Source organism: Microbulbifer sp. CnH-101-G, from assembly GCF_052466775.1.
Window position 1 is genome coordinate 4,279,832 of record NZ_CP174292.1, and the last position, 24,846, is coordinate 4,304,677.

Sequence of the window (24,846 nt, forward strand, 5' to 3'; positions counted from 1 at the left end):
TATTCAATGAGTAGAAAACCGGTCCTCAAGGGCCGGTTTTTTTATCTCTCTGCATTATGAGTAACCTGGGTGGATAATTAACATTGGTAGGCAAGAATGAATAAAGCAATTCTGGAAGGAGTTTGAGCTTTCCACAACGAAAAAAGGCCGACTCTTTCGAGTCAGCCTTTTTGGAATTGGTGCCCAGGAGAGGACTTGAACCTCCACGACCGTTAGGTCACTAGCACCTGAAGCTAGCGCGTCTACCAATTCCGCCACCTGGGCAAATCAACGTGTGCTCCGTTGAGGACGCGAACTATAGAGATCTGCAGGGGGGGTGTCAACGGTTTCTTTGCGTTTTTTTCAACATTCTCGCCGGAGGTCTGGAAATGTGTTGAAATCGCTTATAATGCGTTCAACAGCGGCGAAACATTGAACAAAAACTATCTACCCCCGCCGCCAGTCTATGACCGGATAACCTCCGGAAGCCGCCTCAATAGGCGGTTATCTCAACAACGGATGCTGTTTTGACACACAAAAATACTTCAGAGCCCCTCAACGCTGATCCCCATGCCCAGCGCGAGGCGGAAAAATATGAAAAGCCTATTCCCAGCCGAGAATACCTGCTGCAACTGCTGGAACAGCAGGCGGAGCCTGTGCCCTGGGAGTTTGTCGCCGACCTGCTGGAACTAGAAGATGAGGATCGGCGTGAAGGGGTGCGCCGGCGCCTTATCGCCATGTCCCGCGATGGCCAGATCGCCAGTAATCGCGCTGGTGATTTTGGCGTGCTGGATAAGATGAGCCTGGTTCGCGGTCGAGTGATTGGTCACCGCGACGGTTTTGGTTTCGTTGTACCTACGGATGGCGGCAGTGATCTGTTTTTATCCCATCGACAAATGCGCAAGGTATTTGATGGTGATGAGGTACTGGTACGAGAGACCCCCGGAGGCTTTCGCGGCAAGCGCGAAGGTGCTGTGGTACGGGTAATTAAGCACAATACCGAGCAGTTGGCTGGGCGCTTGTACAGAGAAAATGGCATCTGCTTTGTACGGCCAGATAACCCCCGTGTGAATCTCGATGTGATGGTAGCGGCGGAAGATGCCGCCGGTGCCGAACACGGCCAATATGTGGTGGTAAAAATTGTTACCCAGCCGGGGCGTGACCGTGTACCCCAGGGGGAGGTCCTGGAGGTGCTCGGCGACCACCTGGCACCGGGTATGGAAATCGATGTCGCGATTCGCAATTACGATATCCCTCATGCTTGGCCTTCAGCCTTACAGGCGGAGGTAGATGCCATTGCCGATGAAGTACTGGAAGAGGATAAAAAAGCGCGGGTAGATCTGCGCCAGCTTCCCCTGGTCACCATCGATGGTGAGGATGCCCGCGACTTTGATGATGCGGTCTATTGTGAGCTGCTGCCCGACAATAGCTGGAAGCTGTTGGTGGCTATTGCTGATGTGTCCCACTATGTGCGCCCCGGTTCGGTTCTCGATGAGGAGGCCCACAGTCGCGGCAACTCGGTTTACTTTCCCGATTTTGTCGTGCCCATGCTGCCGGAAAAACTGTCCAATGGGCTCTGTTCATTAAATCCAGAAGTGGACCGACTGTGTATGGTGTGCGAGATGCACATCGATCGTCGCGGTGAAATTACCGATTACCGTTTCTTTGAAGGCTTGATGCGCAGTCATGCACGTCTGACTTATACCCAGGTGGGGCAGGTTTTAGAGGAGCGCGACAATCGCGACAGCGGCCTGCGCAAGCAGTACGCGGCTCTGGTTCCACACCTGGATAATCTGCACGACCTGTATTTGGCGCTACGCAGTGCCCGCGATCGGCGCGGGGCGATCGATTTCGAAACGACAGAAACCCGCATTCTATTTGACAGCGATCGCAAGATTGAACGCATCGTGCCGGTCATCCGCAACGATGCGCACAAGCTGATTGAAGAGTGCATGCTGGCGGCCAATGTCTGCGCGGCCAGCCTGATGGAGTTGTCGGAATTGCCGGCGCTCTACCGCGTGCACGATGCGCCCAAAGAGGAAAAACTCAGCAACCTGCGCGAGTATCTTGGTGAGTTGGGGTTGCGCCTGCCCGGAGGCTCGGAGCCGCAGCCAGCGGATTTCCAGGCGTTATTGGAGCAGGTCGAAGGGCGTGCCGATGCCCATATCATTCAGGTAATGTTGCTGCGCTCCATGAATCAGGCGGTATATCAGCCGGAAAATCGCGGCCATTTTGGCTTGGATTATCGCGCCTATGCGCATTTCACCTCACCGATTCGCCGCTATCCCGACTTGTTATTGCACCGCGCCTTGCGCTGGTTGATTCGCAATGGCAGTGCCAATGAAGCCGGAGTGGCGCAGAAGATTTATACCGTACCTGGCGCCAGGCCCATCGATCGCGAGCAGATACTGCCCTACGATATGCCGGCGATGTTGCAGCTCGGCGAGCAGTGTTCCATGACTGAGCGTCGTGCCGACGATGCCACCCGCGACGTAGTCAGCTGGCTCAAGTGTGAATACCTGCAGGATCATGTGGGTGAGGTTTACTCCGGTGTGATCAGTGCGGTGACAGGTTTTGGTCTGTTTGTTGAACTCAACGACCTCTTCGTTGAGGGGTTGATTCATGTGACTGCGTTACCTAAAGACTACTACCGCTTTGAGCAGGCGCATCAGCGTTTGATCGGCGAACGCAGCGGCAAGCGTTACCACCTCGGTGACTCGGTTACCGTTCAGGTGGCGCGGGTAGACCTTGAAGAACGCAAAGTCGATTTTATTCTTGAGGAATTAGTACCGCGTCAGAAGGCTTCCTCTGCTAAGAAAGAGACGACCAAGGTCAGTGCTCGTGCCATGGAAATGGCGGTGGAGCATCAATTGGAGCGGGAGCGACTGGGTAAAGAGAAAAAAGAGAAAAAGGAAAGTAGCCGAAAGTCGACTGTCAGCCCATGGGGAAAGCGTGCAGAAACGGCAGCGGAGGTAGCACCAATCCGCAAACGCAAGGTCGGCTCCAAAGAGGCAGTACCTGTAGAGGAGTCTGCAGAGGATAAATCCCGAACTGCCGAGAAAAGATCGAGCGGGGAAGCCGACAAACAAATAAGCGATGAGTCAAAAAAGCGCCGTGGTAGCAAGCGCACCCCACCGCGTAAAGGCGGTAAACGCCCTGCGGTAGCTGCGCGCAAGGCCGCGCAGAAAGCGGAAAAGACCAAAACACGCAGTGGCAAAATTAAAAAGAAGAAGAAAGTTTCTTCTACCAGTAAAAAGAAAAAGTGATCGAGGCATAAGTTGAGCCAAGAATTGGTATACGGCCTGCACGCGGTGCAGGCGCTATTAAAGGGTTCCCCGCAAAATGTGCAGGAATTACTGTTATTGCGTGGGCGCAAAGACCAGCGCCTGCAAAAAATTATTCAGCAGGCAGAAAAAAATGATATTGCCCTGCGTTTTGTCGACCGCCGCACCTTGGATGACAAGGTGGAAGAGGGAGCCAACCATCAGGGTGTCATCGCACTTTGTGCAGAGAAAACCAAGGTATTGGACGAGAAATTCCTACTGGGAATGCTTGAGCAACTCGATCAAAAAGGTGAGGCGCCTTTTCTGTTGGTGCTGGATGGTGTGACCGACCCGCACAATCTGGGGGCTTGCTTGCGCTCAGCAGAAGCCGCCGGTGTGCACGCGGTAATTGCGCCAAAGGATAAGTCTGCGGGCCTGACCCCCACTGCCCGCAAGGTGGCCTGTGGTGCGGCCGAAGTTTTACCCTTCGTTACTGTGACCAATCTCGCGCGAACCCTGCAGCAGTTGCAGCAGGCCGGCGTATGGATATTCGGCGCGGCGGGCGAGGCCACCCAGGATGTCTATCAATCTCAATTGACAGGCCCCTTAGCGCTGGTCATGGGGGCCGAGGGCAGTGGCCTACGTCGATTAACGCGGGAGCACTGCGATCATTTAATTAAAATTCCCATGGCCGGTGAAGTCAGCAGTCTGAATGTCTCTGTTGCCACCGGCGTCTGTCTGTTTGAAGCGGTGCGTCAGCGCAGCGCCTGATTGTTTTATTTTCTCACTGCCTATCCCGACGCTATTTAAATAGCGGGGTAGGCAGTGTTTCGGCGTAGCGCTTCACACGCAAATCCCTTTCTTCTCTCTCTCTCCGCTAATCACTGCTAGATTTTTTCAACTATCACACTGTGATTTCAGTGTGCAGTTTTCCTTTTCACACCGCGGGTAACAAGCTTGCGGAGGATTTTCCTTAAATATCCGGGAGTAGCGGTTTGTACGCCTGGCCAAAAAACTTATTGCGACGGCGATCGGGCAGTGCGCATTTCGCAGAGTTAGTTCACCCTCATATTCGTCAACTTTACCGCATGGCTTTTCGCTGGACAGGGAGTCGTGAGGAGGCCGAGGACCTGGTGCAGGATGTATTGGCCAGCCTGCTGGCGCGTTCTGTGGCACTGGAAAATATTCAGCGCTTGGGTCCCTGGTTAATCAAGGTGCTTTATCACCGCTATGTGGATCTCTATCGCAGGCGCCGGAGTTCCCCTGTGGATGAAGATGTCGATTGGGAGACGGTAATTTGCAGCACCTCTGAAGAGGGAATCAGTTCCCAGGTGGGAATGCAGCGCGCCTTATTGCAGGCTCTGTCGAAACTCGATGCCGGTTGGCGCGATACGGTATTACTCCACGATGTCGAGGGCTATTCCCTACTGGAGGTGGCGGATATTTTGGACATCAATGTGGGCACGGTGAAATCGCGCCTGCATCGCGCACATAGAAAATTAAAAAAAATGCTCGGTGAGGGAACCTATAGCGAGAGCCATCCGTGTTAATAATCAGAGGAGAAGGCAATGCTGAAATATGACTCTGAAGAATTTTCCAGTGATGAAAAGCTGCGCAGTCAGCTCCGATCCCTGCCGATTGAGGAACCTGGCGAGGATTTAGAAGAGCGCATATTGAAGTCTGTAGTCGCCGAGCAGGGAATCAGTAATTCCTACTCACCGCTGAAATTGTTCGTCAATGAATACCAGCGGGTTGGGCAGCTGGCAGTGGCCGCAGGCTTTTTCGTTGTTGTGACGCTGGTGTTGATACTAGCTACCTCAACAGATACGTCGCTGGACGCTTCGCCGGTTTACGCGGAATTAGAGGTTGGGCCAGTTGTTAGCCGGCCAGTACATCTTGTATTGCACAGTAATCGCCAGATGCCGGGCGCACTAATCAGAGTCACTCTACCTGAAAATATGCGAATGGATGGTTATGCGAGCAGTCAGGTATTGCAGTGGCAAGCGGATATTGCCGCAGGGAGTAACCGCTTGTCACTGCCGGTAAAAATTCTCGGCAAAAAAGGCGCCGGGGAGATATTGATTGAGGTGGAGTATGGCGGGGTGAGCAAGCGTTTGCGCCAGCGCTTAACGCACTTGTAAATCCTGCTGCTCAATGGAATTCGATAGCTTCTTTTGTCACAACCTAGAGGTAACCAAGCGATGTGGAAGAAAGGATTAATAGCAGCAAGTGTCGCTGCAGCCGTCATGTATACCAGCCCCTTAATGGCACAGGAGGCAGCGGAAGACCTGGATGTCACTCTCACCGTGGTTGAGGAGGGGCAGGATGCGCAAGATGTGGTGAACAACATAGAGCTGCCGCCGGATCTGCAGGAGGTTGCCGAGGAGACCATCGCTGCGGTGATGGAAGCGGTGGCGGCTTCAGGGCAAGGTGCCGAGCACAGTGAGGAAATTGAGGCGAGAATGCGGGAGGCCATCGCGCGCCAGCATGAAGTTATTACCAGTGCGCGACTCTCAGCGGAAGCTGCCAGGGAGGAGGCTCTGCGCACAGCCGAGGCGGCCAGGGAAAATATTGAAGAGGCCGTTAAAAGCGCAATGAATGGTGCAGACATTCAAGGTGTGATTGAGCAAGTGATGCAGGACATCCTCAGTAGTTTGCCCGAAGACATTCGCGAGCAGATCACTATGGATCTCGATGGACTGTTCGAACAGGTACAGGATGATCTACCCGATGGGCCGGATGCCTGATTAACGGTTGTAGTGAAACTTTTGACAGGGAACGTTTAGAGGTAATTCACAGTGCAAAATGGGCGGATCGGAATCGTGCTATTCACGCTACTGACACTGGTATCTTCGTTATCAGTGGCTGCAGGGTCCTTCAGTGAAGCTACGGAGGCTTTCAAACAGGGAAAATACCGTAAGGCCCTTAAGTACTTTGAAATAGAACGTGAGTCTGGCAACAACTCCGCGAAGCTCAGGTACAACATTGGTGTTACCTTGATGAAGCTTGAGCGTTATTCGGAGGCTACGATTTATTTTCATGGTCTCTTGAATGACGCTCGCTGGCGGGATCTCGCTCGTTATAACTTGGCTGTTGCGGCGGAGCGGACCAATCGCGAATTGGTTGCGATCAAACACTACCGTATTGTGCGGGAGGGGGCGACCACGGAAAAATTGCGAGATATGGCCGCCCGCCGCCTGCGTTTACTTGCAGAAGATCATCGCGGTGAGCGTGAGAGACCCTGGTTGGCTACTGCCAGCTTAACGGTTGGTAATGATGACAACGCTTATGCGCTACAGAATGAATTATTGGAAGAGGCTTCGATCGGGGCAGACAATTTCGCTGAGCTGTTTGCCTGGGGGCAATATCGCCTGAGAGGCACCCCGGAAAACGGATGGCGGGTGCACGGTTATGGATTTGGTCGTAAATATAAAGACTATGAAAATCTCGATCTGGCCAGCGCCCGGGCTGCTTTTTCCCGTGATCGCCGTTGGTTTGGTTGGTCCACGGAGTTGGGGCTTGCTGTTGAGATGGTGACTCTGGGAGGTGAGCCGGTTACACAGCAAGCACGACTTCTGGGTAGAATTTCAGGAAACTGGGGTCGCTCTATAATCGCTTTTTCCTATAGCCCCGGTTATTACTTCGGCGGTGATGAATATGCTTATCTGGATGGCTGGCGCCAGTTCTTTGACTTGAGTTGGCAGCGCTCACTTTTTTCAACCGAGGCGAAGTTATTTTATCGTTTCGATTACAACGATCGAGAAGGGCAGGTAAAAGCTGAAGGAGATTACTACAGCTATTCCCCTGCCCGTCACACCTTGGGGGGAACCCTGGTCTGGATACCCTCTCCGCGATGGAATTTATCCACGGGGGTGGAGTATCGCAGCAGTCTTTATAACGAAAACAACCGTATTACCGATAGTGAAGGCAACGTGGACTCCTACTATAGGGAGTCTGATCGGCTGAGGTCCTGGTTGGGAGCGAAATTTCGCGTTACTCCTAATTTCCACATTAATGGGAAATATCAGCTTATTGATAATGAGGAAAACCGGGATATCTACACTTACGACAAAAGTGAATACAGTTTAGGTATTGGTTATAGTTTCTGAGCCTTTCTTGTAATTGCTGAAGGGAGCCAAGATGGCTCCCTTCAGTGCTGCCTACCATTTGCAGTGAATATTGTGTTTATACTTATTTCTGCGGTTGCCAGTCTTTATTGTTTTTATTCAAGATTGATGGCTAGGTTATTTAGATATTGATAAGTTAGCCTGTGATCAAAAATGTCTGCCGGGTTTTGGTCTGACAAGAGATTGGTTACCCCGTTGCTAAAAAGCGCATAACTCGATTGAAATAAAGCCGGTCCCCAGCTGAGTCTGCGAATGCCGGCCTTCCAGAGTTGTGCAGGCTTTTCCATGCCGGGTAAGAGCATTAAATTAAGTGGCATACTGATTTCTTTTGTTAGTTGCCGGGCATCCATTGGAGATATTAAACCCGGTATAAATCCTCCGCTGGCACCGGCATTCTGGTAACGCGCTAGTCTTTGTATAACTTCCTTCAGAGCTTCTTTGCTATTCTCCGCGCCGTTTAGGTAAACGTCGGTTCTCGCATTGATAAACAATGGCCGCGTCTTTCTCGCCGTTAAAGTGGAGCGGATAGCCAGAATTTTTTCCTCCAATAATTGTGGGCTTCCGCTGCCATCCTCGATATTGATGCCGACTACACCTAAATCACACAAAGTCTCAACTAATTCGGCCACCTGCGCAGGGTCGGTGCTGTAGCCATCTTCGATATCGATAGAAACCGGTACATGGGAAGCACGCAAAATACGCTCAACGGCTTTTAGGTGCTCCGATATTGGCAAGTTACCGCCATCGGCATAGCCCAATGACCAGGCTATAGCGGCGCTACTTGTGGCAATTGCGGGGGCGCCGGCCGCTTGAGCGAGTTGGGCACTGGCCGCATCCCAGATATTGGGAAGAATTAAGGGCCGGTTGCTCTGATGTAAAGCGTTGAATTGTTCGAAGTGGGTAACAGCCATCGAATTTCCCCTAGTGATGATTTATTGGTGGATCCAGTGGAATGGAAATCACTTCGAATTTTTTATTGGTTTTGGGCTTATTTCTGGCCAGATCCGGAAGTGAACAAAGGGGACAGCGATAGGGAGGGTGAGCGCTGAAATAGTAGAGAGTGAAAAACCAGTGAAAAGAGCGGGTGTTGGGCGTTTGGGAATAGTTGATAGCTTGGCGCCAGTGCTCAACCAGCGCCAAGAGGTACATCTTCTTAGTGGGAGCCCGTCGGCTGCTGGGTCAGCCAACTGTCCACCTCGGCGATAATTGGACGTGGATTTTTGATCCAGCTCAGGTGGGGGTTGCCTTTCGGATAGGTGGCGGCCATCTCGCGGGTTTCGCCATCCACAATAGCTGCCAGCTTGCGTGCAGCCTTTACTGGTGCAAAGGGATCACCGCCCAGGGCGATGTGCAGGGTGGGTTGGCCGCTGGGCTTGTATTCCCCGAAGTGTTTTTCCGGGGCAAAGCGGCCGCTGAAAATTGAGCGGGCCCAGTCCTTCATCAACTTGCGTGCTTCGCGCCAACCAAAGCCCATCCGCGCGCCGGGAAAGTAGCCGAGCAGACTCGAGGTGACACTCACAATTGAGGCAAAAAGCAAAATGGCGTACCGGTGTAATCCGCTCCAGCTGCGGTGGTCCACATGCCCGGAGGCGATGGTGACAACCCTGGCGTTGCCGGTCAGGCCCGCGCGTGCTGCCAGGGTGCTGGTTTGTCCGCCGATACTGTGGCCGAGGATCAGGGCCGGTCCACCGGGGAAGGATTCTTCCAACAGGGCCAACAGTTGCGGGATAAAGGCAAATACCAGGTCGTCATAGCCGTAGTCGGCATCGCGGTTGGGCCTCGGCAGGCTATCGCCAGTGCCCGGTAGCTCAGTGATGGCGGTGCTATAACCGAGCCGCTGCAGCTCCTGCAACAAAAGTTGGTAGCGATTGGCGGGAACGCCCATGGCGGGAATCACCAGGGCAAGGGGGCCTTCGCCGTTGCGAACCGTAGTGACGGGCACCTGGAAGGCGCCAAAAGTAAGGTTGTGGGTTTCTTGGGGCATGGTACTTCTCCCTACAGAGGGAGGCACTATATGCCAGCTCGCCGCCACAAACCCATGACCAGAACGCGCAGTTCAGTGGCTGAATCTACACAAAGACAGGGTTTCGCTGGGCTGAGGCCCTTTGTGGCAAGGGTGGTCTCTGAGGAGGCGGTTGGGTTAATTGGTCAACTTGTGCCCGAGCAGGCGGAGATACTGCCCTAGAGTAATTGGTTAACTTGCAAGCAATCCCGCAACTGCCTAGAATACGCCGCCCGCAATGGGCTCGGTTTATCCGCACCCGTTGTACTCCTTGCCTTACCGGACTGTCCGGAAGGCTGATTAACCCGTAAGGAGCTAAAATGCGTCATTACGAAATTGTATTCCTGGTTCACCCGGACCAGAGCGAGCAGGTACCTGGCATGGTGGAGCGTTACACCGCTGCCATCAAGGACACTGGCGGTGAAGTACACCGTCTGGAAGACTGGGGCCGTCGCCGTCTGGCTTACCCGATCAACAAGATCCACAAAGCCCACTACATTCTGATGAATGTTGAGTGCACCGAAGAAGCTCTGGAAGAGCTGACCACCAACTTCCGTTACAACGATGCGGTTATCCGTAATCTGGTAATCCGTGAAGACGAGGCGATCACCGACGAGAGCCCGATCATGAAAGCGGAAAAAGAGAGCCGTGAGCGCAAGGCTGCCCGTGCAGAGCGCACCGAGCGTCGCGAGCGCGCAGAAGAAGAGCAATCTTCTTCTGACGACGCGGAAGTATCTTCCGATAACGCTGAAAGCGAAGAGTAAGGGGATTATCAGATGGCACGTTTTTTCCGTCGTCGCAAGTTCTGCCGTTTCACCGCTGAAGGTGTTAAGCGTATCGACTACAAAGATCTCGATACCCTGAAAGCCTACATCTCTGAGACTGGCAAGATTGTTCCAAGCCGTATCACCGGTACCAAAGCCAAGTATCAGCGTCAGCTGGCCTCCGCGGTCAAGCGCGCGCGCTACCTGGCCCTGCTGCCGTACACGGACAGCCACGAAGCCTAAGCCGCAGTTTGCTTAGACTCATTAATAGAGAAGCTATCTAACTATGCGCGCCGTAGCTGAGTTTATTATGCGCGGGCGCGTGCGGGCGGTGATCCTCACCATGGTGGGGATACCGCTGATAAGCCCGGCAATCCTCGCTCTAGTGAGTTTGCGCCGCGGCAGCAGTGAAGGCCTGATGGTTTTGGCCTGGGCACTGTTGCCGATCGTTGTTATGGGCATGAGCGGCAATGTGCCACCACTAGTGACTGGCATTTCCGCCGGCCACTTCGCCGCAGTATTCTGCGGCGCCATGGCACTGCGCAGTAGCCGCTCATGGGTCGTTGCACTGTTCACAGTAACGGCGGCCTCGGCGGTGGGCATATTGCTCACTTCCGTCTTCGGCGGTGGCTTGTTGCAGGGCTTTATGCAGGCGCTCGAAAGAGCGGCGGAGCAGCCCAATACGGTTCCGATGGAAGAGCTGAAGCAGGTGTTCTCAGGCGAATTGCAGATCACTGGATATCTGAGCCTGATATCGGCAATGAGTGCCACACTGGCTTTGGTTCTGGGGCGCTACTGGCAGGCGCTGCTGTACAACCCCGGCGGTTTCCGCCAGGAGTTTCACCAGTTGCGTATGCCGGTATGGCTGGCGGCACTGAGTATGCTGCTGTGGGTGGTGAGCCTGGTGACACCGGGTTACGCCTTTTGGGGCGCGGTGATCGCCTTCCCCATGGTAGTTGCAGGCATCGCCCTGATTCACTGGCTGGTCGCCAGTCGCGGTTGGGGGATTGGTCCCCTAGTGGCGATGTACGTGATGCTGGTGATTGGTGGCCTACCCCTGGCTGGATTCCTGTGTGGTTTGGCTCTGGTAGATAGCTGGATAGATATTCGCGGGCGCTCCGCAAAGTAGGCGCGCTTCGCACAATACAGAAATTGAGGAAACCGAGATGGAAGTTATTCTGCTCGATAAAGTAGGCAAACTGGGCAACGTGGGTGATCGCGTTGAAGTTAAAGCCGGTTTCGGCCGCAACTTCCTGTTGCCGACTGGTAAGGCAATTCCGGCTACCGCAGCCAACGTTGCTGAGTTCGAAGCAAAGCGCGCTGAACTGGAAGCTGCAGCAGCTGCCAAAATGGCAGAAGCTGAGAGCCGCGCTACCAAGCTGGCCGACCTGGTTGTAACCATCGCTGCCAACGCTGGTGACGAAGGCAAACTGTTCGGTTCTATCGGTACTCGCGATATCGCCGACGCAATCACTGCTGGCGGTGTTGAAGTTGCCAAGGCTGAAGTGAAGCTGCCGGAAGGCGCTCTGCGCGAAGTGGGCGAGTACGAAGTAGACGTACAGCTGCACTCCGACGTGACTGCTGTAGTTAAAGTCGTTATCGAAGCCGAGTAAGGTTTTGCCGACAAGCAGTTGGTGCCACAGGCGCCAGCCGCGCTACAATCGGGCGCTGCACCCTACCGGGTCAGCGCCTGTTTTGTTTCTGGTATCCAGTAAAGCCCCATGATCGACGAATACGCTACCCCCGAAGAAGATATCCACAGTGAGGAAAGCTCACCGCTGCCGCATTCGGTAGAGGCGGAGCAGTCTGTGCTGGGGGGCCTGATGCTGGACCCGGGCCGCATCGATGCGGTCGCCGAACAGCTGAGTGAAGAGGACTTCTTTACCGCCAGCCACCGCAAAATCTTTGCGGTCATGCGCGAGCTGAGTGATGGCGAACAGCCGCTGGATATCGTTACCCTCGCCGAAGGCCTCGCCAGTCGCGACCTCCTCGGTGAGGTGGGCGGCCCCGCCTATCTGGCAGAGCTGGCCGAGAATACCCCCTCCGCAGCGAATATCGTCGCCTACGCCAAGATAGTGCGCGAGCGCTCTATGCTGCGTCAGCTGATCGCCGCCGCCGGCGAGATCAGCCGCACCAGTTTTAATCCCGGTGGCCTGGCCTCTGCAGATCTGCTGCAAATGGCCGAGCGTCGTGTGGCTGAGATTGCCGAGGGGCGTGCCAAAGAGGGCGGTTTCGTCGGCGTGGATACCCTGCTGAAGAAAACCGTCGAGCGCATCGATGAATTGTTCAAAACTGAAGGCGATATCACCGGTATCAGTACCGGACTCACCGAACTGGACCAGCGTACCTCAGGCTGGCAACCGGGTGAGCTGGTAATCCTCGCCGCGCGTCCTTCCATGGGCAAAACCGCGCTGGCACTGAATTTTATTGAGAGCGCCATGCTCAGCCAGGAGCGCCCGACCCTGGTCTTCAGTATGGAGATGCCTTCCGACAGTCTGGTAATGCGGATGCTGTCTTCTATCGGCCGCATCGACCAGGGCCGTATTCGCAATGGCAAGTTGCAGGAAGAGGATTGGCCCAAGCTCTCCAGCGCCGTACAGAAAATGAAGGGCAAAGCCCTGTACATCGATGACACCCCGGCGCTGAGTCCCAGTGAAGTGCGCGCGCGTACCAAGCGCACGGTGCGGGATCATATCAACAAGCTGATGCGGGAGAATCCGCGCTTGAGCCGCGAGGATGCCGAGGCCAAGAGCCTGCCGGCGATGATTATGGTGGACTACCTGCAGCTGATGCAGGTGAAGGGCTCTACCGAGGGCCGCACCCAGGAAATCTCCGAGATTTCGCGCTCTCTCAAGGCGCTGGCGAAAGAGTACGACTGCCCGGTAGTCGCCCTGTCGCAGCTCAACCGCGGTGTAGAGCAGCGCCCCAATAAGCGGCCGATGAACTCGGATCTGCGGGAATCCGGGGCGATCGAGCAGGATGCGGATGTGATTCTGTTTATCTACCGCGATGAATACTACAACGAGGACAGCCCGGATAAGGGGCTAGCCGAGTTGATTATCGGCAAACAACGTAACGGTGAGATAGGCACCTGTCGCGCGGCATTTATCGGTAAATATACGCGTTTCGATAACCTGGCACCGGAATACTATCAGGGCGAGTAGGCCTCCTCGCCTCAGCACCTAAAACCTGTGCTGGCAAGCAGCGCGTCTCGCGGAACTCAAGGAGAGTGATACCTTGCTGACAGAGCAACAGATCCGCGCACTGGTGCTGGAGCGCCAGTTTATCCACAGCCCCTGGAGTGAGGGGCTCTCCGCCTTAATAGCGCATCTCGGCGCTCTGCAACTGGATGCCATCCAGCGCATTACCCGCGCGCACCACCATCAGCTGTACAACCGCTTGCCCCGCTACCGCGAGTCACACCTGGCAGAAGCGGAACAGCGCCGCGAAATTTTCGAATACTGGTCCCACGCCGCCGCTTACCTGTCGATGGAGCACTATCCCTATGCTCGGGTGCGTATGGATCGTATCCGCGCGGGGCAGCGCCATTGGTTTGAGAAGAATGCCAAGTTGTGCCGCTATGTGTTGGACCGAGTACGCGCCGAGGGGCCCTTGAAAGCCAGTGACTTTGTGCGCACCAAAAGCGGCTGGTGGGAGTGGTCTGAGGAAAAGAAAGCGCTGGAGCAGTTATTTCACGAGGGTGAGCTGATGGTCAGCCACCGCGAGGGTTTTCAAAAAGTCTTCGATCTCCCGGAGCGGGTATTGCCGGCAAATACCTCGTCCAGCGCCGCTACTGAAATGGCGTATGGCCGACACCTGGTGCGCACTTTTCTCGGTTGCCAGGGCATTGGCCGCGCTGAGGAAATCGCCTATCTGCGCCGAGAAGACAAGCCCCTGATTCAACGGGCCATCGAAAATATGCTCACCACTGGTGAGCTGACTTCTCATGGCAAAGAGTTGATGCTCACAGAGCAGCCGGAGCAGAGTCCGGCGCGACCAGGACGCAAGGTGCGGCTGTTATCGCCTTTCGATCCGCTCATATTGCAGCGCAAGCGTCTGCGCCGCCTGTTTGGGTTCGATTACCAGCTGGAATGCTATGTCCCTTCAGCCAAGCGCCGCTATGGCTACTTCTGTCTGCCGATTTTATACGGTGATCGTTTTGCGGGGTTGGTGGACCTGAAGGCGGATCGGGAATCGGGAGTTCTGCGAATCGAGGCTCTGCACTGGCAGGAAAAGCCCGGTGCCTCGCTGGAGGCGAGCTTTCACCGGGCTTTGCGTCAGTTCGCCCGTTTTCACGGGCTGGAAAGCGCGGCGGCGCTTACAGCTTGACCACTACATAGACTTCCTGGCCATCGCGCTGGGTCGGCATAAAGTAGTTGCCACCATAGCGGTAGTATTGAATGCCATTGATCACTTCAGCCGCGTAGCCTTTGGGCAGCGTCTCCACCACCTGACCGGGCTGGAAACCTTCTGGGCCTGGATCTGGTGTCGCGGGGACCGTCGCTGGCGCAGGAGTTGCAGCGACAGGTGCTGGAACCGTAACCACTGGTGCCGGAGCTGGGACGACCGCCACCGGTGCGGGAGGTGCGACTACCACATAAGTACGGGTGGCTGGCACCCACTGGTAATAGGCATCGGCGTACTGGTAGTAGGTCACGCCACCCACCTGTACCGGCACGGCTCTGCTTGGCAGTGTTACTACTGAAGCGCCCAGTGGCGCACTAACCACTACATAACCCCGTGGGCCATGACGGTAGAAGTGTCCGCCGTGGTAGTAATAGGGGCGCCCACCGACGGCAACCCGCACATGATTGGTGGGTAGTACCGGGGCGACAAAGCCAATAGATATACGGGTGCCGCCATGGTAGTGACCGTGGCGATGATGATGGCGGTGCTCTCCCCAACGATCGTAGCCACGGGCGTCCGCAGATGGACTAAAGGCAAAAGCCGCCAGTGCAATAAAGGCACTGGCGCCAAGAACTAGATTCAGCTTATTCACAGTCTCTCCAGCGAAGTGATTACTCACATCGACATACTAACCCTTAATCTGACAGCAATGACAGGTTAATTGGTTAAGAATTGTCAAAGTACTGAAGAGTGAGATCTCGCTCAGCGGTTGCGCTGGATAATCCCCATCAGTTTGTACATCAGCTGGGCCGCGGCGAAATCATAGGCGTGGAAGCCTTCGATGGGCGCGAATTCCAGCACATCGAAGCCGATAATCTGGCGCTGGCGCGCCACGGATTCGAATAGGTTGAGGGTCTGGTACCAACCCAGACCGCCGGGTACCGGAGTGCCGGTAGAGGGGAAGACCGATGGGTCCATACCATCCACATCCAGGGTGAAAAAGACCTTCTTGGGGAAGTTTTCCGGCAGCTGGAATTCCTGCACGTTGTTGGGTACCAGCTGGTGGGCATCCAGATAGCCGACGTTGTAATCCTTGCGCGCCTGCATCTCCTCTTCACAGTAAGCGCGAATACCCAGCTGGAACAGGGGCACACCGGCCTCTACCACCAGGCGCATGACGCTGGCGTGGCTGTGCTTGTGACCTTCATAGCGATCACGCAGGTCCGCATGGGCGTCGATCTGCACCACACCGAAGTCGGTTTCACCGGCATCCAGCAGGCCTTTGATAATGCCCCAGGTTACCGAGTGCTCGCCGCCGATGCCCACGGGCATCTTACCCAGTGCCAGCACCTCTTTGGTGGCTGCGGCGATATTGTCCATTACCTGTTCCGCGGCGCCACCCATTTCAACCGGCGGGCGGGTGTAGATACCCAGCTCGCAGGGCGAGGAAAAGTTGTCGAACGTCTCCAGCTGCCAGGAGGCCTCTAAAATGGAGGCCGGGCCCTTGCCGGTGCCACCGCCGTAGGAGACGGTTTCCTCGTAGGGAATGGGGATAATATGGAAAAAGGCGTTCTCGGGCTTGGGTTGCTCGATTTCCGAGCCCAGGAAGATGGGGTAGTCGTTTTCTGGCTGCATCTGAATGTCCTCTGATGGCAGGCTTTGGTACTGCCTGCCGATCACTATCTTGATTGGGGGTACGCTCAGGAGAGGCGTCCCTTGAAGTCCTCGTAACCGAAGCTTTTGATCATCTTCAGGTCGTCGGTCTCCGAATTCCACAGGGCGATGGATGGCAGGGGAATACCGTTGAATGTATTGGTTTTCACCATGGTGTAGTAGGCCATCTCCTCGAACACCAGGCGTTCTCCCACCCTAAGCGGGTTGTGGAAGCTGTACTCGCCGATGCTGTCGCCGGCCAGGCAGCTCTGCCCGCCCAGGCGGTAGGTGTGGGGCAGCTCGCCGGGGCGCGCGGCGCCGGTGATTTCCGGGCGGTAGGGCATCTCCAGAACATCCGGCATATGGCAGGTGGCGGAGGCGTCGAGAATGGCCTGGTTCTGGCCGTTCCAGGCGGTATCCACCACTTCTGTCACCAGGATGCCGGCGAACAGGGAAATAGCCTCACCGGGTTCCAGGTAGACCTGCACATCGTATTTTTCGGAGAAGTTGCGCACAGCGGCAATCAGCTCATCCACCTGGTAATCGCGCCGGGTAATGTGGTGGCCGCCGCCGAAATTGATCCACTCCATTTGTGGGATCAGGTCGCCAAACTTTTCCTCCACGGCAGCGATGGTGCGCTCCAGAGGTTTGAAGTCCTGTTCACACAGGGTGTGAAAGTGCAGGCCGCTGATGCCCTCCAGAGACTCGTCCTCAAATAGTGAACGCACTATGCCCAGGCGCGAGCAGGGCGCGCAGGGATCGTAGAGATCGGTGTGGCCTTCGGAGTGCTCTGGGTTAATACGCAGGCCAAAGCGCAGTTCGGGGCGCTGCTTTTGCATATCCAGGCACAGTTCCCGGTAGCGCTTCCACTGGGAAAAGGAGTTGAAGATCACGTGGTGAGCGAACTGCAGAATTTCGCGCAGTTCTTCGTCTTTATAGCCGGCGCTGAATACGTGTACTTCCTTGCCCTGATCGCGGCCGCCGTATTCCTCAAAACCGAGCTTGGCCTCAAACAGGCCACTGGCACAGGTACCGGATAGGTACTCAGCGACGATAGGCCCGGTGCTGAACATGGAAAAGGCTTTAAGCGCCGCCAATACTTTGGCGCCACTGCGCTTCTGTACGTCGGCGAGGAGTGCCAGGTTGTCGCGCAAGGCGATTTCATCGACCACGAAACAGGGAGAGGGTACGCGGTAGGGGTCAAAGTGTCCGAAGTAGTCTACGCGGGGAGTGAGATCCATGGGGAGCTTATTATCCTGCTGCGCGGGATGGGCGCCGGGGCCCATCCCGAGGGGTGTGGAAAAGTGCGGAATTACCGGAAGGGTTTATCCAGCCAGGTTTCCTGCCAGGGCAGGCCGTACTTGTTCAGATCGTCCATAAAGGGATCCGGGTCCATCTGTTCCATGTTCCATACACCGGGCTTCATCCACTTGCCTTCCAGCATCATTTTGGCGCCGATCATCGCCGGTACACCGGTGGTGTAGGAGATGGCCTGGGACTGCACTTCTTGGTAGCAGTCCTGGTGATCACAGGTGTTGTAGACGTAGTAGATTTTCTCTTCGCCGTCTTTGGTGCCGCGGATAATGTTGCCGATACAGGTCTTGCCTTTGGTCAGTGGGCCCAGGCTGGCGGGGTCCGGCAGCATGGCCTTGAGGAACTGGATGGGCACAATTTCCTGGCCCTGGAACTGCACCGGCTCAATGCCAGTCATGCCGACGTTTTGCAGGACTTCCAGGTGCTTCAGATAGCTCTCGCCAAAGGTCATCCAGAAACGCGCGCGCTCAATTTCCGGGAAGTGCTTGGATAGGGACTCCAGCTCTTCGTGGTACAGCAGGTAGATGTCTTTATCGCCAATGCCTTCGGGGAAGTTGAATACGCGCTTCTCTTCCATCGGCTTGGTGGTTACCCACTGGCCATTTTCCCAGTAGCGACCGTTAGCGGTGATCTCGCGGATATTGATTTCCGGGTTGAAGTTGGTGGCGAACGGCAGGCCGTGGTCACCGGCATTACAGTCGAGGATATCCAGGGTGTGGATACGATCGAAGTGGTGCTTCTTGGCGTAGGCAGTAAATACGCTGGTCACGCCGGGGTCGAAACCGCTGCCCAGCAGTGCCATCAGGCCCGCTTTCTCGAACTTTTCCTGATAGGCCCACTGCCACTTGTACTCGAACTTGGCCTCTTCCGGCGGCTCGTAGTTGGCGGTGTCCAGGTAATGTACGCCGGTCTCCAGGCAGGCATCCATGATGTGCAGGTCCTGGTAGGGCAGGGCCACATTGATGACCATGTCCGGCTTTACTTTTTCAATCAACTTGACCAGTTCGGGTACGTTGTCCGCATCGACTTCGGCGGTATCGATTTTGCGCGGCAGCATTTCCGCGATCTTGTCGCACTTGCTCTTGGTGCGGCTGGCGAGGGTGATATTTTCAAACACTTCCTCTACCTGGGCGCACTTGTGTGCGACCACCTGGCCGACGCCGCCGGCGCCGATGATCAGTACGTTGGCCATAAAGATCTCCTTAGTCTGCGGCGTTGGTCGCCGCTATCTTCTCGAAGGCGCTGGCGCCTTATTTTTCAAACTTACTTTTCGAAGTAGGTGTAGCCGCTCATGCTGGCGGTGTAGGTGTGCAGTATCTGCTTGCGCTGAGCGGCGGTGATCAACCCTTGTTTTACCGCGCGCTCAGCCAGGCGGCGGAAACGCTCGAACAGCGCCTCGGGTTGATATTCTACGTAACTCAGCACGTCGGAAATACTGTCGCCGTGAATTTCGCGGCTGAAGTCGATACTACCGTCTTCCTGGATACGTACGCTCACTACGTTGGTGTCGCCGAACAGGTTGTGCAAGTCGCCCAGAGTCTCCTGGTAGGCGCCCACCAGGAAGGTGCCGAGAATATAGTCCTCGCCATCTTTCAGCTCGTGCAGGGGCAGGGTTTTCTGCTCCTTCTCGCGGCCGATAAAGCGGTCGATCTTGCCGTCGCAATCGCAGGTGATGTCGGCAATGATAGCCGAGCGGGTCGGCGCTTCATCCAGGCGATGGATCGGCAGCAGCGGGAATACCTGGTCGATGGCCCACATATCGGGGATCGATTGGAATACGCTGACATTGGCGTAGTAGATGTCCGACAGCACTTCCGGCAGGGCCTCAAGGTCTGCCGGTATTTCCTCCGCCTCATCCAGAAGCGCGCGAATTTCCTGGGCGCCCTGCAGGAACAGGTTCTCCGCATTGGCGCGCTCGCGCAGGCTCACCTGGCCGTGCAGATAGAGGGAGCGCACTTCGTCGCGATAGTAGAGGGCGTCGTTGTAGCTCTCCTGCAGGTTTTTGGGGGTGATATTGCGCACCGCGTCCTGCAGATTGAGCAGCATCTGGTGGTCACCTTCGCTGATCTTGGTGTGCTCCAGCTCCACCGGTTCAAAGCGGGTGGTGTCGAGTACATCGAACAGCAGCACCGAGGAATAAGCCACGGTGGCACGGCCGGATTCGGTGATGATGACCGGGTGCGCCACGTCCTCGCTGTCGAGGGTGCCCATAATGGCTTCCACCACATCCACGCAGTACTCGTCCAGGGAGTAGTTCTTGGAGTGGGTGTAGTTGCTCTTGGTGCCGTCGTAGTCCACTGCCAGGCCGCCGCCCAGGTCCAGATAGCCCATGGGTGCGCCTTCTTCCACCAGGTCGGCGTAGTAGCGGCAGGCTTCAAGCACACCGGTGCGGATATCACGAATATTCGGCACCTGTGAGCCCAGGTGGTAGTGCAGCAGCTTGAGGCAGTCGAGCATATCGTGGCTGCGCAGCTGGTCGACCATGGCGATCAGGTCGTTACTGCCCAGACCAAAAATACTGCGGTCGCCACTGGTAGCATTCCAGTAGCCGCCCACTTTAGAGGCGAGTTTTACCCGCGCGCCGATATTGGGGCGCACCTGTTCGCGCTCTGCGCAGCGGATAATGGTCTCCACTTCCGACGGGGTTTCCACCACGAAGAAAATCTGTACTCCCAGGCGCTGTGCCTGCAGGCCGAGGTTGATAAATTCCTCGTCCTTGTAGCCGTTGCACACAATCAGGGATTCGGTGTTATCCAAAATGGACAGCGCAGCGATCAGCTCGGCTTTACTACCGGCTTCCAGGCCGTGGTTAAAGCGGCGGCCGGCACTGGCGATCTCTTCGATCACCTGGCACTGCTGGTTGACCTTGATGGGGAAAACACCGCGGAATACGTTGCCGTAGCCACAACCTTCGATGGCGCGGGCAAAGGATTCATTAATACGGGCGATCTGGGCATCGAGCAAATTTTCGATGCGCAGCAATAGCGGCATACCGAGGCCGCGCTCGGTAGCGCCGCGGGCGATTTCCATCAAAGAGACACTGTGGGATTCGCCGTTGGGGCCCTCTGTGAGTACAGAGACTTCACCGTTTTCATTTAAATCGAAATAGCCGGCGCCCCAGTTGCGGATGCCGTAGAGCTCGGCCGAATCTTCGCAGGTCCAGTTTTTTACTTGTTGCTGTTTCATGGCGCCTTTCCGTTGATCTGTGGCGGGCGCGAATCTTGGGCCCAGCAGTGCTGGAAAGCAATAACTATAGATAAAAAAACGCTATTTTTTCCCAGCTAAAAACTAAATATTTATTCGGTTTTCGCAGATTTTAGCGCTATTTGCAATGAAGATTTTCAGCGCCGATTTAGGGCGAATTAAAAAAGCGGTCCTGAGACCGCTGAAGCTAGGGGGGATGGAAGAGGGGTAGGGTTAAAACAATCCGGGGTTGGGCACAACACGGTAGCCGCGTCGCAGATCATCCCACTGGTAGTAGGTGTCATAAGCTACGTAGTAGTTGTAGCCACCGAGAACCACCGTGAGCGCGGAAGCCGGCAAACTGTGTACTATGGCACCGTGGGGCGGGCGGGTTACCACGTAGCCGTGGGAGGCCGGGCGGTAAAAAATCCCATCGCTGTAGTAGAAGCCGGCGGCGCCTATGCTGACACTGACAAAATTATGGGGCAGGTGGCGCCAGCGATAGCCGTATCCATAGTGCGCTGGACGCCAGTGTGGGCGGTGCCCACGATGGCCGCGGCGATAGTGAGGCCTGTGTGTCGCACGGTGCTCGTGCCGGTGGCCAGTGCGGTGGCCGCGGCTGTAGCCATCGGAATAGCCGTCTTTATAGGCGTGGCGAACTTCGCGGCGATGTCTGCGCTCTTCTCTGCGCTGTTTACGTGCTTCCCTGCGCTGTTTGCGCTCTTCTCGACGGTGTTCTCTCTCGTGCTTGCGACTGTGGTGCTTATCGTGATGTCTGTTGTGGCCGCGTTCCATGTGACGTTGTTCGCGATGGGCTCTACCCTGTCCGTGGTGATCCTGGTCCATAGCCCGCTGATGTTCCCGGTGGACTTCAGATAAGGCCGGGGTTGCTAACAGCAGCAGGCCCGCGGTGGCGATGGCAGTAGTGAGGTGTCTCATGGCAGCGCTCCCGAGCACGGATGGCTCTTTCGATGTCGTTAAAGTCTTTTGTGAATCTTGGCGGGCAGTTTGCCCTGGCGGGTATGAACACTTCCTGAACTCTGCGCGACAGTTTGAGTCGGGATAAAAGGGGGCTGTAATGAGGTGTTGGAGCTGACTGGCAATCCGGCTTGTGAGACTTGAATAGGGGGTTACAGCCTGCCGGAGTTGCCGAAGGAAAAACCTGAAGATAGCGGCACTTTCACTATGTTGAGACGCCCCGTCTCAGCGAGTATGATGCCGCGCTGATTCATAGTGAGCCGTATAGAGATGCAAGTCTTTCACCACGTAGCCAGCCTGCGCGAGGCATTGGCCAAAGCCCGTGCAGACGGCAAGACCGTGGGCTTCGTGCCCACCATGGGCAATCTGCACGATGCCCATATCGAACTGGTCAAGTTGGCCCAGCAGCACTGTGACCTGGTAGTGGTGTCAATCTTCGTCAACCGTCTTCAGTTCGGTTTGAATGAAGACTGGGACAAGTACCCGCGCACTATGGAGCGGGATATGGCCAGGCTGCGTGAGGCCGAGTGCGATTTTCTATTCCACCCGGATGAGAACGAAATTTACCCCAACGGTATGGATCAGCAGACCCGTGTGGTTTGCCCGGCCATGACCGATGTGCTCTGTGGCGCTAGCCGCCCCGGTCACTTCGAGGGAGTTACAACGGTGGTTTCCAAGCTGTTCAATATTGTCCAGCCTGATAAGGCCATCTTCGGAATCAAGGATTTCCAGCAGTTGGCAGTTATCCGCCGTATGGTGGAAGACCTGTGCATGCCGGTGGAGATTGTCGCCGCGCCGGTACATCGGGAAAGCGATGGCCTGGCGATGAGTTCGCGCAACGGTTATATCACTGCCGAAGAGCGCCCTAAGGTGGCGGTGCTCAACCAGTCACTGAATTGGGTTAAAGATGAAATCGTGGCTGGGCGTCGGGATTTTGCCGAGTTGGAAAAAGAGGCAAGTCAGCGCATTGAAGAGACTGGTTTTCGCGTTGACTACTTCTCCATCTGCTACAGCAAGGATCTACAGCCGGCGGCCGATGACGATAAACAAATTACGATTCTGGGCGCGATGTACACTAGCGCGGCGCGCCTGATCGACAACGTATCCCTGGAACTCTGAGGGGCATCCAACCATGCAAATTGAAATGTTGAAGTGCAAACTGCATATGGCCGCGGTGACCCAGGCCGAACTCTGGTATGACGGCTCCTGCGCGATTGACCAAGACCTGGTGGAGCTGGCCGGTCTGCGCGAATTTGAAAAAATTGACATTTACAATGTGAGCAATGGCGAGCGTTTTCACACCTATGTGATCCTTGCCGAGCGCGGCTCCGGTATTATCTCCATGAACGGTGCCGCTGCCCGCCGTGTACAGGTCGGTGACCGTATTATTATCGCCTCCTATGCACAGATGACTGAAGCCGAGGCTGATAATCACAAGCCCAAGCTGGTCTACCTGGATGAACATAACAAGGTGGAACGCAGCACCAATACCATTCCTGTGCAGCTCGCTGAAGCTTAATTCCCCGGCTACAGGGCTTATAGCCCTGTAGTATTCTGCCCACCTAATGAATTTTCATGCCTCTGCGTTTTCACTCTAATGCTAGAAAAGCTTTCAATAGATTATTGATCCGAGAGTAATAACACTTCCTGCTAGAATCTTTTTTCCAGGTACGATTCATCCAGTGTGTAGTGCCACAAGCCCTGCTTTTGCCCATTATTCAATGCGATTTCTCCGACTCTGCCCGGGTTGTATTTGAGCGGTTGGGGGAGTTGGTATTGGGCGATGGGATCCTGATAGGCTTCTTCGGGAGAGATTATCTCCCAGCCTTCCTGCCTTAAGCTTTGCACTAAATTCCCGATAAAAAGCGCGGAAATATCCATCTCGTGTAAGAGCAATATATGTTTGGGCGAACGATCAAGATGTTTGATTGCCAGCTGGTCATAGTAGTTAATGCTCTGCATCAGCACATCCACATACATTTCAGCAAGCTTTTGTAGGTTAACGGGTTTATCTTCTTTTAAAGCCTTTTGGAATAGTGCTTCGATATACCAGTCGTAATTATTCAGTGTTATATAGGCATTTTGGTACTTATTTTCTTTTAGCAGATTTCTCATGCCGTCCCGTTTTTCGACAGTTTCCCCCTCACGCAAATAAGGAAAGCGAAAGTAGGGCTTAAAGTTGTCAAATTGCTGAAGTAATTGGTGTGCCTGTAAAAATTCCTCCTGGTAAGTGGATAGCTCTGTTTCAAGGAAGTTTGGGTGGCTGTGGGTGTGGTTTCCAATAATATGCCCGGCTTCGTCGTAGAGACGCATCCTTTCCAGTCCTTCCTGGTCCAGAAATTGTGTGGTGGAAAAGAACGCTACCTGGCCAATTTGATGTTTTTCCAGGTTCTCAATGAGTGCTTTAGCTCGGGCTGGCCCATCAAAATAACCATCGGCTTTACGGGGAGTATCATCAAAAGTAATGGCCAGTTGTTTGGCATTAAGCGCGGGGCTGATTATCAGGCAGATGATCAAAAGCAATATTGAAAGTCGCATTGTTTCTGTCTCGAATAAGTTTATTTATGGATTTCTCGTTATGCCTGGGGGATCTGTCCCGTGATCCCGACTTTCTGACTTAATTCGTTTTTCATGCAAGCCGAAAAACTGTGTATTGTGAATTTCAATGATCCATGAACTTGTTATCCTATTGTGTCCATTTTAGGTGAAGGTGTATATGGCAAAAATATTGGTAAGCTCATGTCTTCTGGGATGTGCGGTGCGCTATAACGGTAGCGATGTTGAGGTTGATAGCAAAGATTTTAATTGGCTTGTGGATACCCAGGAGGTTGTTCCCCTTTGTCCAGAGGTGTCGGCAGGTTTACCTGTCCCCAGGGCGCCGGCAGAGATTTTCGGCGGTAGCGGAACTGAGGTTTTAGCGGGTACGGCCAGAGTTATAGGAAGCGACAGGGAGGATCTGACGGATCAATTTATATTGGGAGCGGATTTAGCCCTGCGCCTGTGTCGTGATCAGGATATCAAGTTCGCGGTACTTACAGAAAACAGCCCCTCCTGTGGTTCGAATTTTATTTACGATGGCAGTTTTGCTGGAGTGAAGAAAAAAGGGGTTGGAATAGTGGCTGCCCGTTTACGAAAATCGGGAGTGTTGGTTTTTAGCCAGCATAGGGTTGGAAGGCTCAGAGACTTAGTTGAGATTTCACGCTCGATATAGTTTTCAACTTGTAAGTGCTTTTTTG

At 54.9% G+C, this 24,846-nt stretch carries 24 protein-coding genes and 1 tRNA gene; 15 read left to right on the forward strand and 10 right to left on the reverse strand.

The features are described from left to right. Positions 1–177: 177 nt before the first annotated feature. A tRNA-Leu gene (locus tag ACJJID_RS18905) sits at positions 178–264 on the reverse strand. 242 nt (positions 265–506) lie between these two features. Here ACJJID_RS18905 and rnr point away from each other — a divergent pair. From rnr to ACJJID_RS18935, 6 genes are all read left to right on the forward strand, one after another. Then, entirely contained in the window at positions 507–3,245 is a 2,739-nt protein-coding gene (gene rnr, locus ACJJID_RS18910) for a ribonuclease R (RefSeq protein ID WP_444920792.1), read from the forward strand. A gap of 12 nt (positions 3,246–3,257) precedes the next feature. Continuing rightward, positions 3,258–4,013, forward strand: coding sequence for a 23S rRNA (guanosine(2251)-2'-O)-methyltransferase RlmB (rlmB, locus tag ACJJID_RS18915; protein ID WP_444920793.1), 756 nt, complete (start codon positions 3,258–3,260; stop codon positions 4,011–4,013). Between the two features lie 224 nt (positions 4,014–4,237). Beyond that, entirely contained in the window at positions 4,238–4,792 is a 555-nt protein-coding gene (locus tag ACJJID_RS18920) for an RNA polymerase sigma factor (RefSeq protein WP_444920794.1), read from the forward strand. A gap of 18 nt (positions 4,793–4,810) precedes the next feature. Next, positions 4,811–5,383, forward strand: coding sequence for a hypothetical protein (locus ACJJID_RS18925; protein ID WP_444920795.1), 573 nt, complete (start codon positions 4,811–4,813; stop codon positions 5,381–5,383). Between the two features lie 60 nt (positions 5,384–5,443). Next, a complete protein-coding gene (locus ACJJID_RS18930) occupies positions 5,444–5,989 on the forward strand; it encodes a hypothetical protein (RefSeq protein WP_444920796.1) in 546 nt (181 codons plus the stop codon). A gap of 51 nt (positions 5,990–6,040) precedes the next feature. Continuing rightward, entirely contained in the window at positions 6,041–7,351 is a 1,311-nt protein-coding gene (locus ACJJID_RS18935; protein WP_444920797.1) for a hypothetical protein, read from the forward strand. A gap of 113 nt (positions 7,352–7,464) precedes the next feature. Here the strand turns inward: ACJJID_RS18935 and ACJJID_RS18940 are convergent, their stop codons facing one another. Then, complete coding sequence (locus tag ACJJID_RS18940) at positions 7,465–8,280, reverse strand: isocitrate lyase/PEP mutase family protein (RefSeq protein WP_444920798.1); 816 nt, start codon at positions 8,278–8,280, stop codon at positions 7,465–7,467. Between the two features lie 242 nt (positions 8,281–8,522). Then, positions 8,523–9,353, reverse strand: a complete 831-nt coding sequence (locus ACJJID_RS18945; RefSeq protein WP_444920799.1) for an alpha/beta fold hydrolase — start codon at positions 9,351–9,353, stop codon at positions 8,523–8,525. A 338-nt stretch (positions 9,354–9,691) separates the two neighbouring features. Between ACJJID_RS18945 and rpsF the strand changes: the two genes are divergently transcribed. The 6 genes from rpsF to ACJJID_RS18975 all read left to right on the forward strand — a co-directional run bounded on the left by rpsF (position 9,692) and on the right by ACJJID_RS18975 (position 14,464). Continuing rightward, complete coding sequence (rpsF, locus tag ACJJID_RS18950; RefSeq protein ID WP_152450803.1) at positions 9,692–10,135, forward strand: 30S ribosomal protein S6; 444 nt, start codon at positions 9,692–9,694, stop codon at positions 10,133–10,135. Between the two features lie 12 nt (positions 10,136–10,147). Next, a complete protein-coding gene (rpsR, locus tag ACJJID_RS18955; RefSeq protein WP_108731487.1) occupies positions 10,148–10,378 on the forward strand; it encodes a 30S ribosomal protein S18 in 231 nt (76 codons plus the stop codon). A 43-nt stretch (positions 10,379–10,421) separates the two neighbouring features. Further along, complete coding sequence (locus tag ACJJID_RS18960; protein WP_444920800.1) at positions 10,422–11,264, forward strand: hypothetical protein; 843 nt, start codon at positions 10,422–10,424, stop codon at positions 11,262–11,264. A gap of 37 nt (positions 11,265–11,301) precedes the next feature. Further along, positions 11,302–11,748, forward strand: coding sequence for a 50S ribosomal protein L9 (gene rplI / locus ACJJID_RS18965; protein WP_152450807.1), 447 nt, complete (start codon positions 11,302–11,304; stop codon positions 11,746–11,748). Between the two features lie 108 nt (positions 11,749–11,856). After that, positions 11,857–13,299, forward strand: coding sequence for a replicative DNA helicase (gene dnaB, locus ACJJID_RS18970; protein ID WP_444920801.1), 1,443 nt, complete (start codon positions 11,857–11,859; stop codon positions 13,297–13,299). Positions 13,300–13,372: 73 nt separating this feature from the next. After that, complete coding sequence (locus tag ACJJID_RS18975) at positions 13,373–14,464, forward strand: winged helix-turn-helix domain-containing protein (RefSeq protein ID WP_444920802.1); 1,092 nt, start codon at positions 13,373–13,375, stop codon at positions 14,462–14,464. On the opposite strand, the gene ACJJID_RS18980 is transcribed toward ACJJID_RS18975, so the two are convergent. From ACJJID_RS18980 to ACJJID_RS19005, 6 genes are all read right to left on the reverse strand, one after another. Further along, a complete protein-coding gene (locus ACJJID_RS18980) occupies positions 14,454–15,134 on the reverse strand; it encodes a DUF6515 family protein (RefSeq protein WP_152450813.1) in 681 nt (226 codons plus the stop codon). The genes ACJJID_RS18975 and ACJJID_RS18980 overlap by 11 nt on opposite strands. 110 nt (positions 15,135–15,244) lie before the next feature. After that, on the reverse strand, positions 15,245–16,117 hold the full coding sequence (speB, locus tag ACJJID_RS18985) for an agmatinase (RefSeq protein WP_152450815.1): 873 nt from the start codon (positions 16,115–16,117) through the stop codon (positions 15,245–15,247). Between the two features lie 65 nt (positions 16,118–16,182). Then, on the reverse strand, positions 16,183–17,376 hold the full coding sequence (gene nspC, locus ACJJID_RS18990; protein WP_444920803.1) for a carboxynorspermidine decarboxylase: 1,194 nt from the start codon (positions 17,374–17,376) through the stop codon (positions 16,183–16,185). A gap of 71 nt (positions 17,377–17,447) precedes the next feature. Continuing rightward, positions 17,448–18,641, reverse strand: coding sequence for a saccharopine dehydrogenase family protein (locus ACJJID_RS18995; RefSeq protein WP_444920804.1), 1,194 nt, complete (start codon positions 18,639–18,641; stop codon positions 17,448–17,450). A 71-nt stretch (positions 18,642–18,712) separates the two neighbouring features. Further along, complete coding sequence (gene speA / locus ACJJID_RS19000; RefSeq protein ID WP_444920805.1) at positions 18,713–20,635, reverse strand: biosynthetic arginine decarboxylase; 1,923 nt, start codon at positions 20,633–20,635, stop codon at positions 18,713–18,715. A gap of 231 nt (positions 20,636–20,866) precedes the next feature. Beyond that, positions 20,867–21,571, reverse strand: coding sequence for a DUF6515 family protein (locus ACJJID_RS19005; protein ID WP_444920806.1), 705 nt, complete (start codon positions 21,569–21,571; stop codon positions 20,867–20,869). A 309-nt stretch (positions 21,572–21,880) separates the two neighbouring features. Between ACJJID_RS19005 and panC the strand changes: the two genes are divergently transcribed. Together panC and panD are read left to right on the forward strand one after the other, a co-directional pair. Further along, complete coding sequence (gene panC / locus ACJJID_RS19010; protein WP_444922655.1) at positions 21,881–22,729, forward strand: pantoate--beta-alanine ligase; 849 nt, start codon at positions 21,881–21,883, stop codon at positions 22,727–22,729. A 13-nt stretch (positions 22,730–22,742) separates the two neighbouring features. After that, a complete protein-coding gene (panD, locus tag ACJJID_RS19015; protein ID WP_444920807.1) occupies positions 22,743–23,129 on the forward strand; it encodes an aspartate 1-decarboxylase in 387 nt (128 codons plus the stop codon). A 131-nt stretch (positions 23,130–23,260) separates the two neighbouring features. Here the strand turns inward: panD and ACJJID_RS19020 are convergent, their stop codons facing one another. Beyond that, a complete protein-coding gene (locus tag ACJJID_RS19020; RefSeq protein ID WP_444920808.1) occupies positions 23,261–24,148 on the reverse strand; it encodes a polysaccharide deacetylase family protein in 888 nt (295 codons plus the stop codon). A gap of 178 nt (positions 24,149–24,326) precedes the next feature. Here ACJJID_RS19020 and ACJJID_RS19025 point away from each other — a divergent pair, with 178 nt between their 5' ends. Beyond that, complete coding sequence (locus tag ACJJID_RS19025; RefSeq protein WP_444920809.1) at positions 24,327–24,821, forward strand: DUF523 domain-containing protein; 495 nt, start codon at positions 24,327–24,329, stop codon at positions 24,819–24,821. Positions 24,822–24,846: the final 25 nt, after the last annotated feature.

Bases quoted from the DNA above. Each gene is read 5' to 3' on its own strand.
- ACJJID_RS18925 (WP_444920795.1), top strand. From the start codon at position 4,811: ATGCTGAAATATGACTCTGAAGAATTTTCCAGTGATGAAAAGCTGCGC.
- ACJJID_RS18930 (WP_444920796.1), top strand. From the start codon at position 5,444: ATGTGGAAGAAAGGATTAATAGCAGCAAGTGTCGCTGCAGCCGTCATG.
- ACJJID_RS18940 (WP_444920798.1), bottom strand. From the start codon at position 8,280: ATGGCTGTTACCCACTTCGAACAATTCAACGCTTTACATCAGAGCAAC.
- ACJJID_RS18945 (WP_444920799.1), bottom strand. From the start codon at position 9,353: ATGCCCCAAGAAACCCACAACCTTACTTTTGGCGCCTTCCAGGTGCCC.
- rpsF (WP_152450803.1), top strand. From the start codon at position 9,692: ATGCGTCATTACGAAATTGTATTCCTGGTTCACCCGGACCAGAGCGAG.
- rpsR (WP_108731487.1), top strand. From the start codon at position 10,148: ATGGCACGTTTTTTCCGTCGTCGCAAGTTCTGCCGTTTCACCGCTGAA.
- ACJJID_RS18960 (WP_444920800.1), top strand. From the start codon at position 10,422: ATGCGCGCCGTAGCTGAGTTTATTATGCGCGGGCGCGTGCGGGCGGTG.
- rplI (WP_152450807.1), top strand. From the start codon at position 11,302: ATGGAAGTTATTCTGCTCGATAAAGTAGGCAAACTGGGCAACGTGGGT.
- dnaB (WP_444920801.1), top strand. From the start codon at position 11,857: ATGATCGACGAATACGCTACCCCCGAAGAAGATATCCACAGTGAGGAA.
- speB (WP_152450815.1), bottom strand. From the start codon at position 16,117: ATGCAGCCAGAAAACGACTACCCCATCTTCCTGGGCTCGGAAATCGAG.
- nspC (WP_444920803.1), bottom strand. From the start codon at position 17,376: ATGGATCTCACTCCCCGCGTAGACTACTTCGGACACTTTGACCCCTAC.
- ACJJID_RS18995 (WP_444920804.1), bottom strand. From the start codon at position 18,641: ATGGCCAACGTACTGATCATCGGCGCCGGCGGCGTCGGCCAGGTGGTC.
- speA (WP_444920805.1), bottom strand. From the start codon at position 20,635: ATGAAACAGCAACAAGTAAAAAACTGGACCTGCGAAGATTCGGCCGAG.
- ACJJID_RS19005 (WP_444920806.1), bottom strand. From the start codon at position 21,571: ATGAGACACCTCACTACTGCCATCGCCACCGCGGGCCTGCTGCTGTTA.
- panC (WP_444922655.1), top strand. From the start codon at position 21,881: ATGCAAGTCTTTCACCACGTAGCCAGCCTGCGCGAGGCATTGGCCAAA.
- panD (WP_444920807.1), top strand. From the start codon at position 22,743: ATGCAAATTGAAATGTTGAAGTGCAAACTGCATATGGCCGCGGTGACC.
- ACJJID_RS19020 (WP_444920808.1), bottom strand. From the start codon at position 24,148: ATGCGACTTTCAATATTGCTTTTGATCATCTGCCTGATAATCAGCCCC.
- ACJJID_RS19025 (WP_444920809.1), top strand. From the start codon at position 24,327: ATGGCAAAAATATTGGTAAGCTCATGTCTTCTGGGATGTGCGGTGCGC.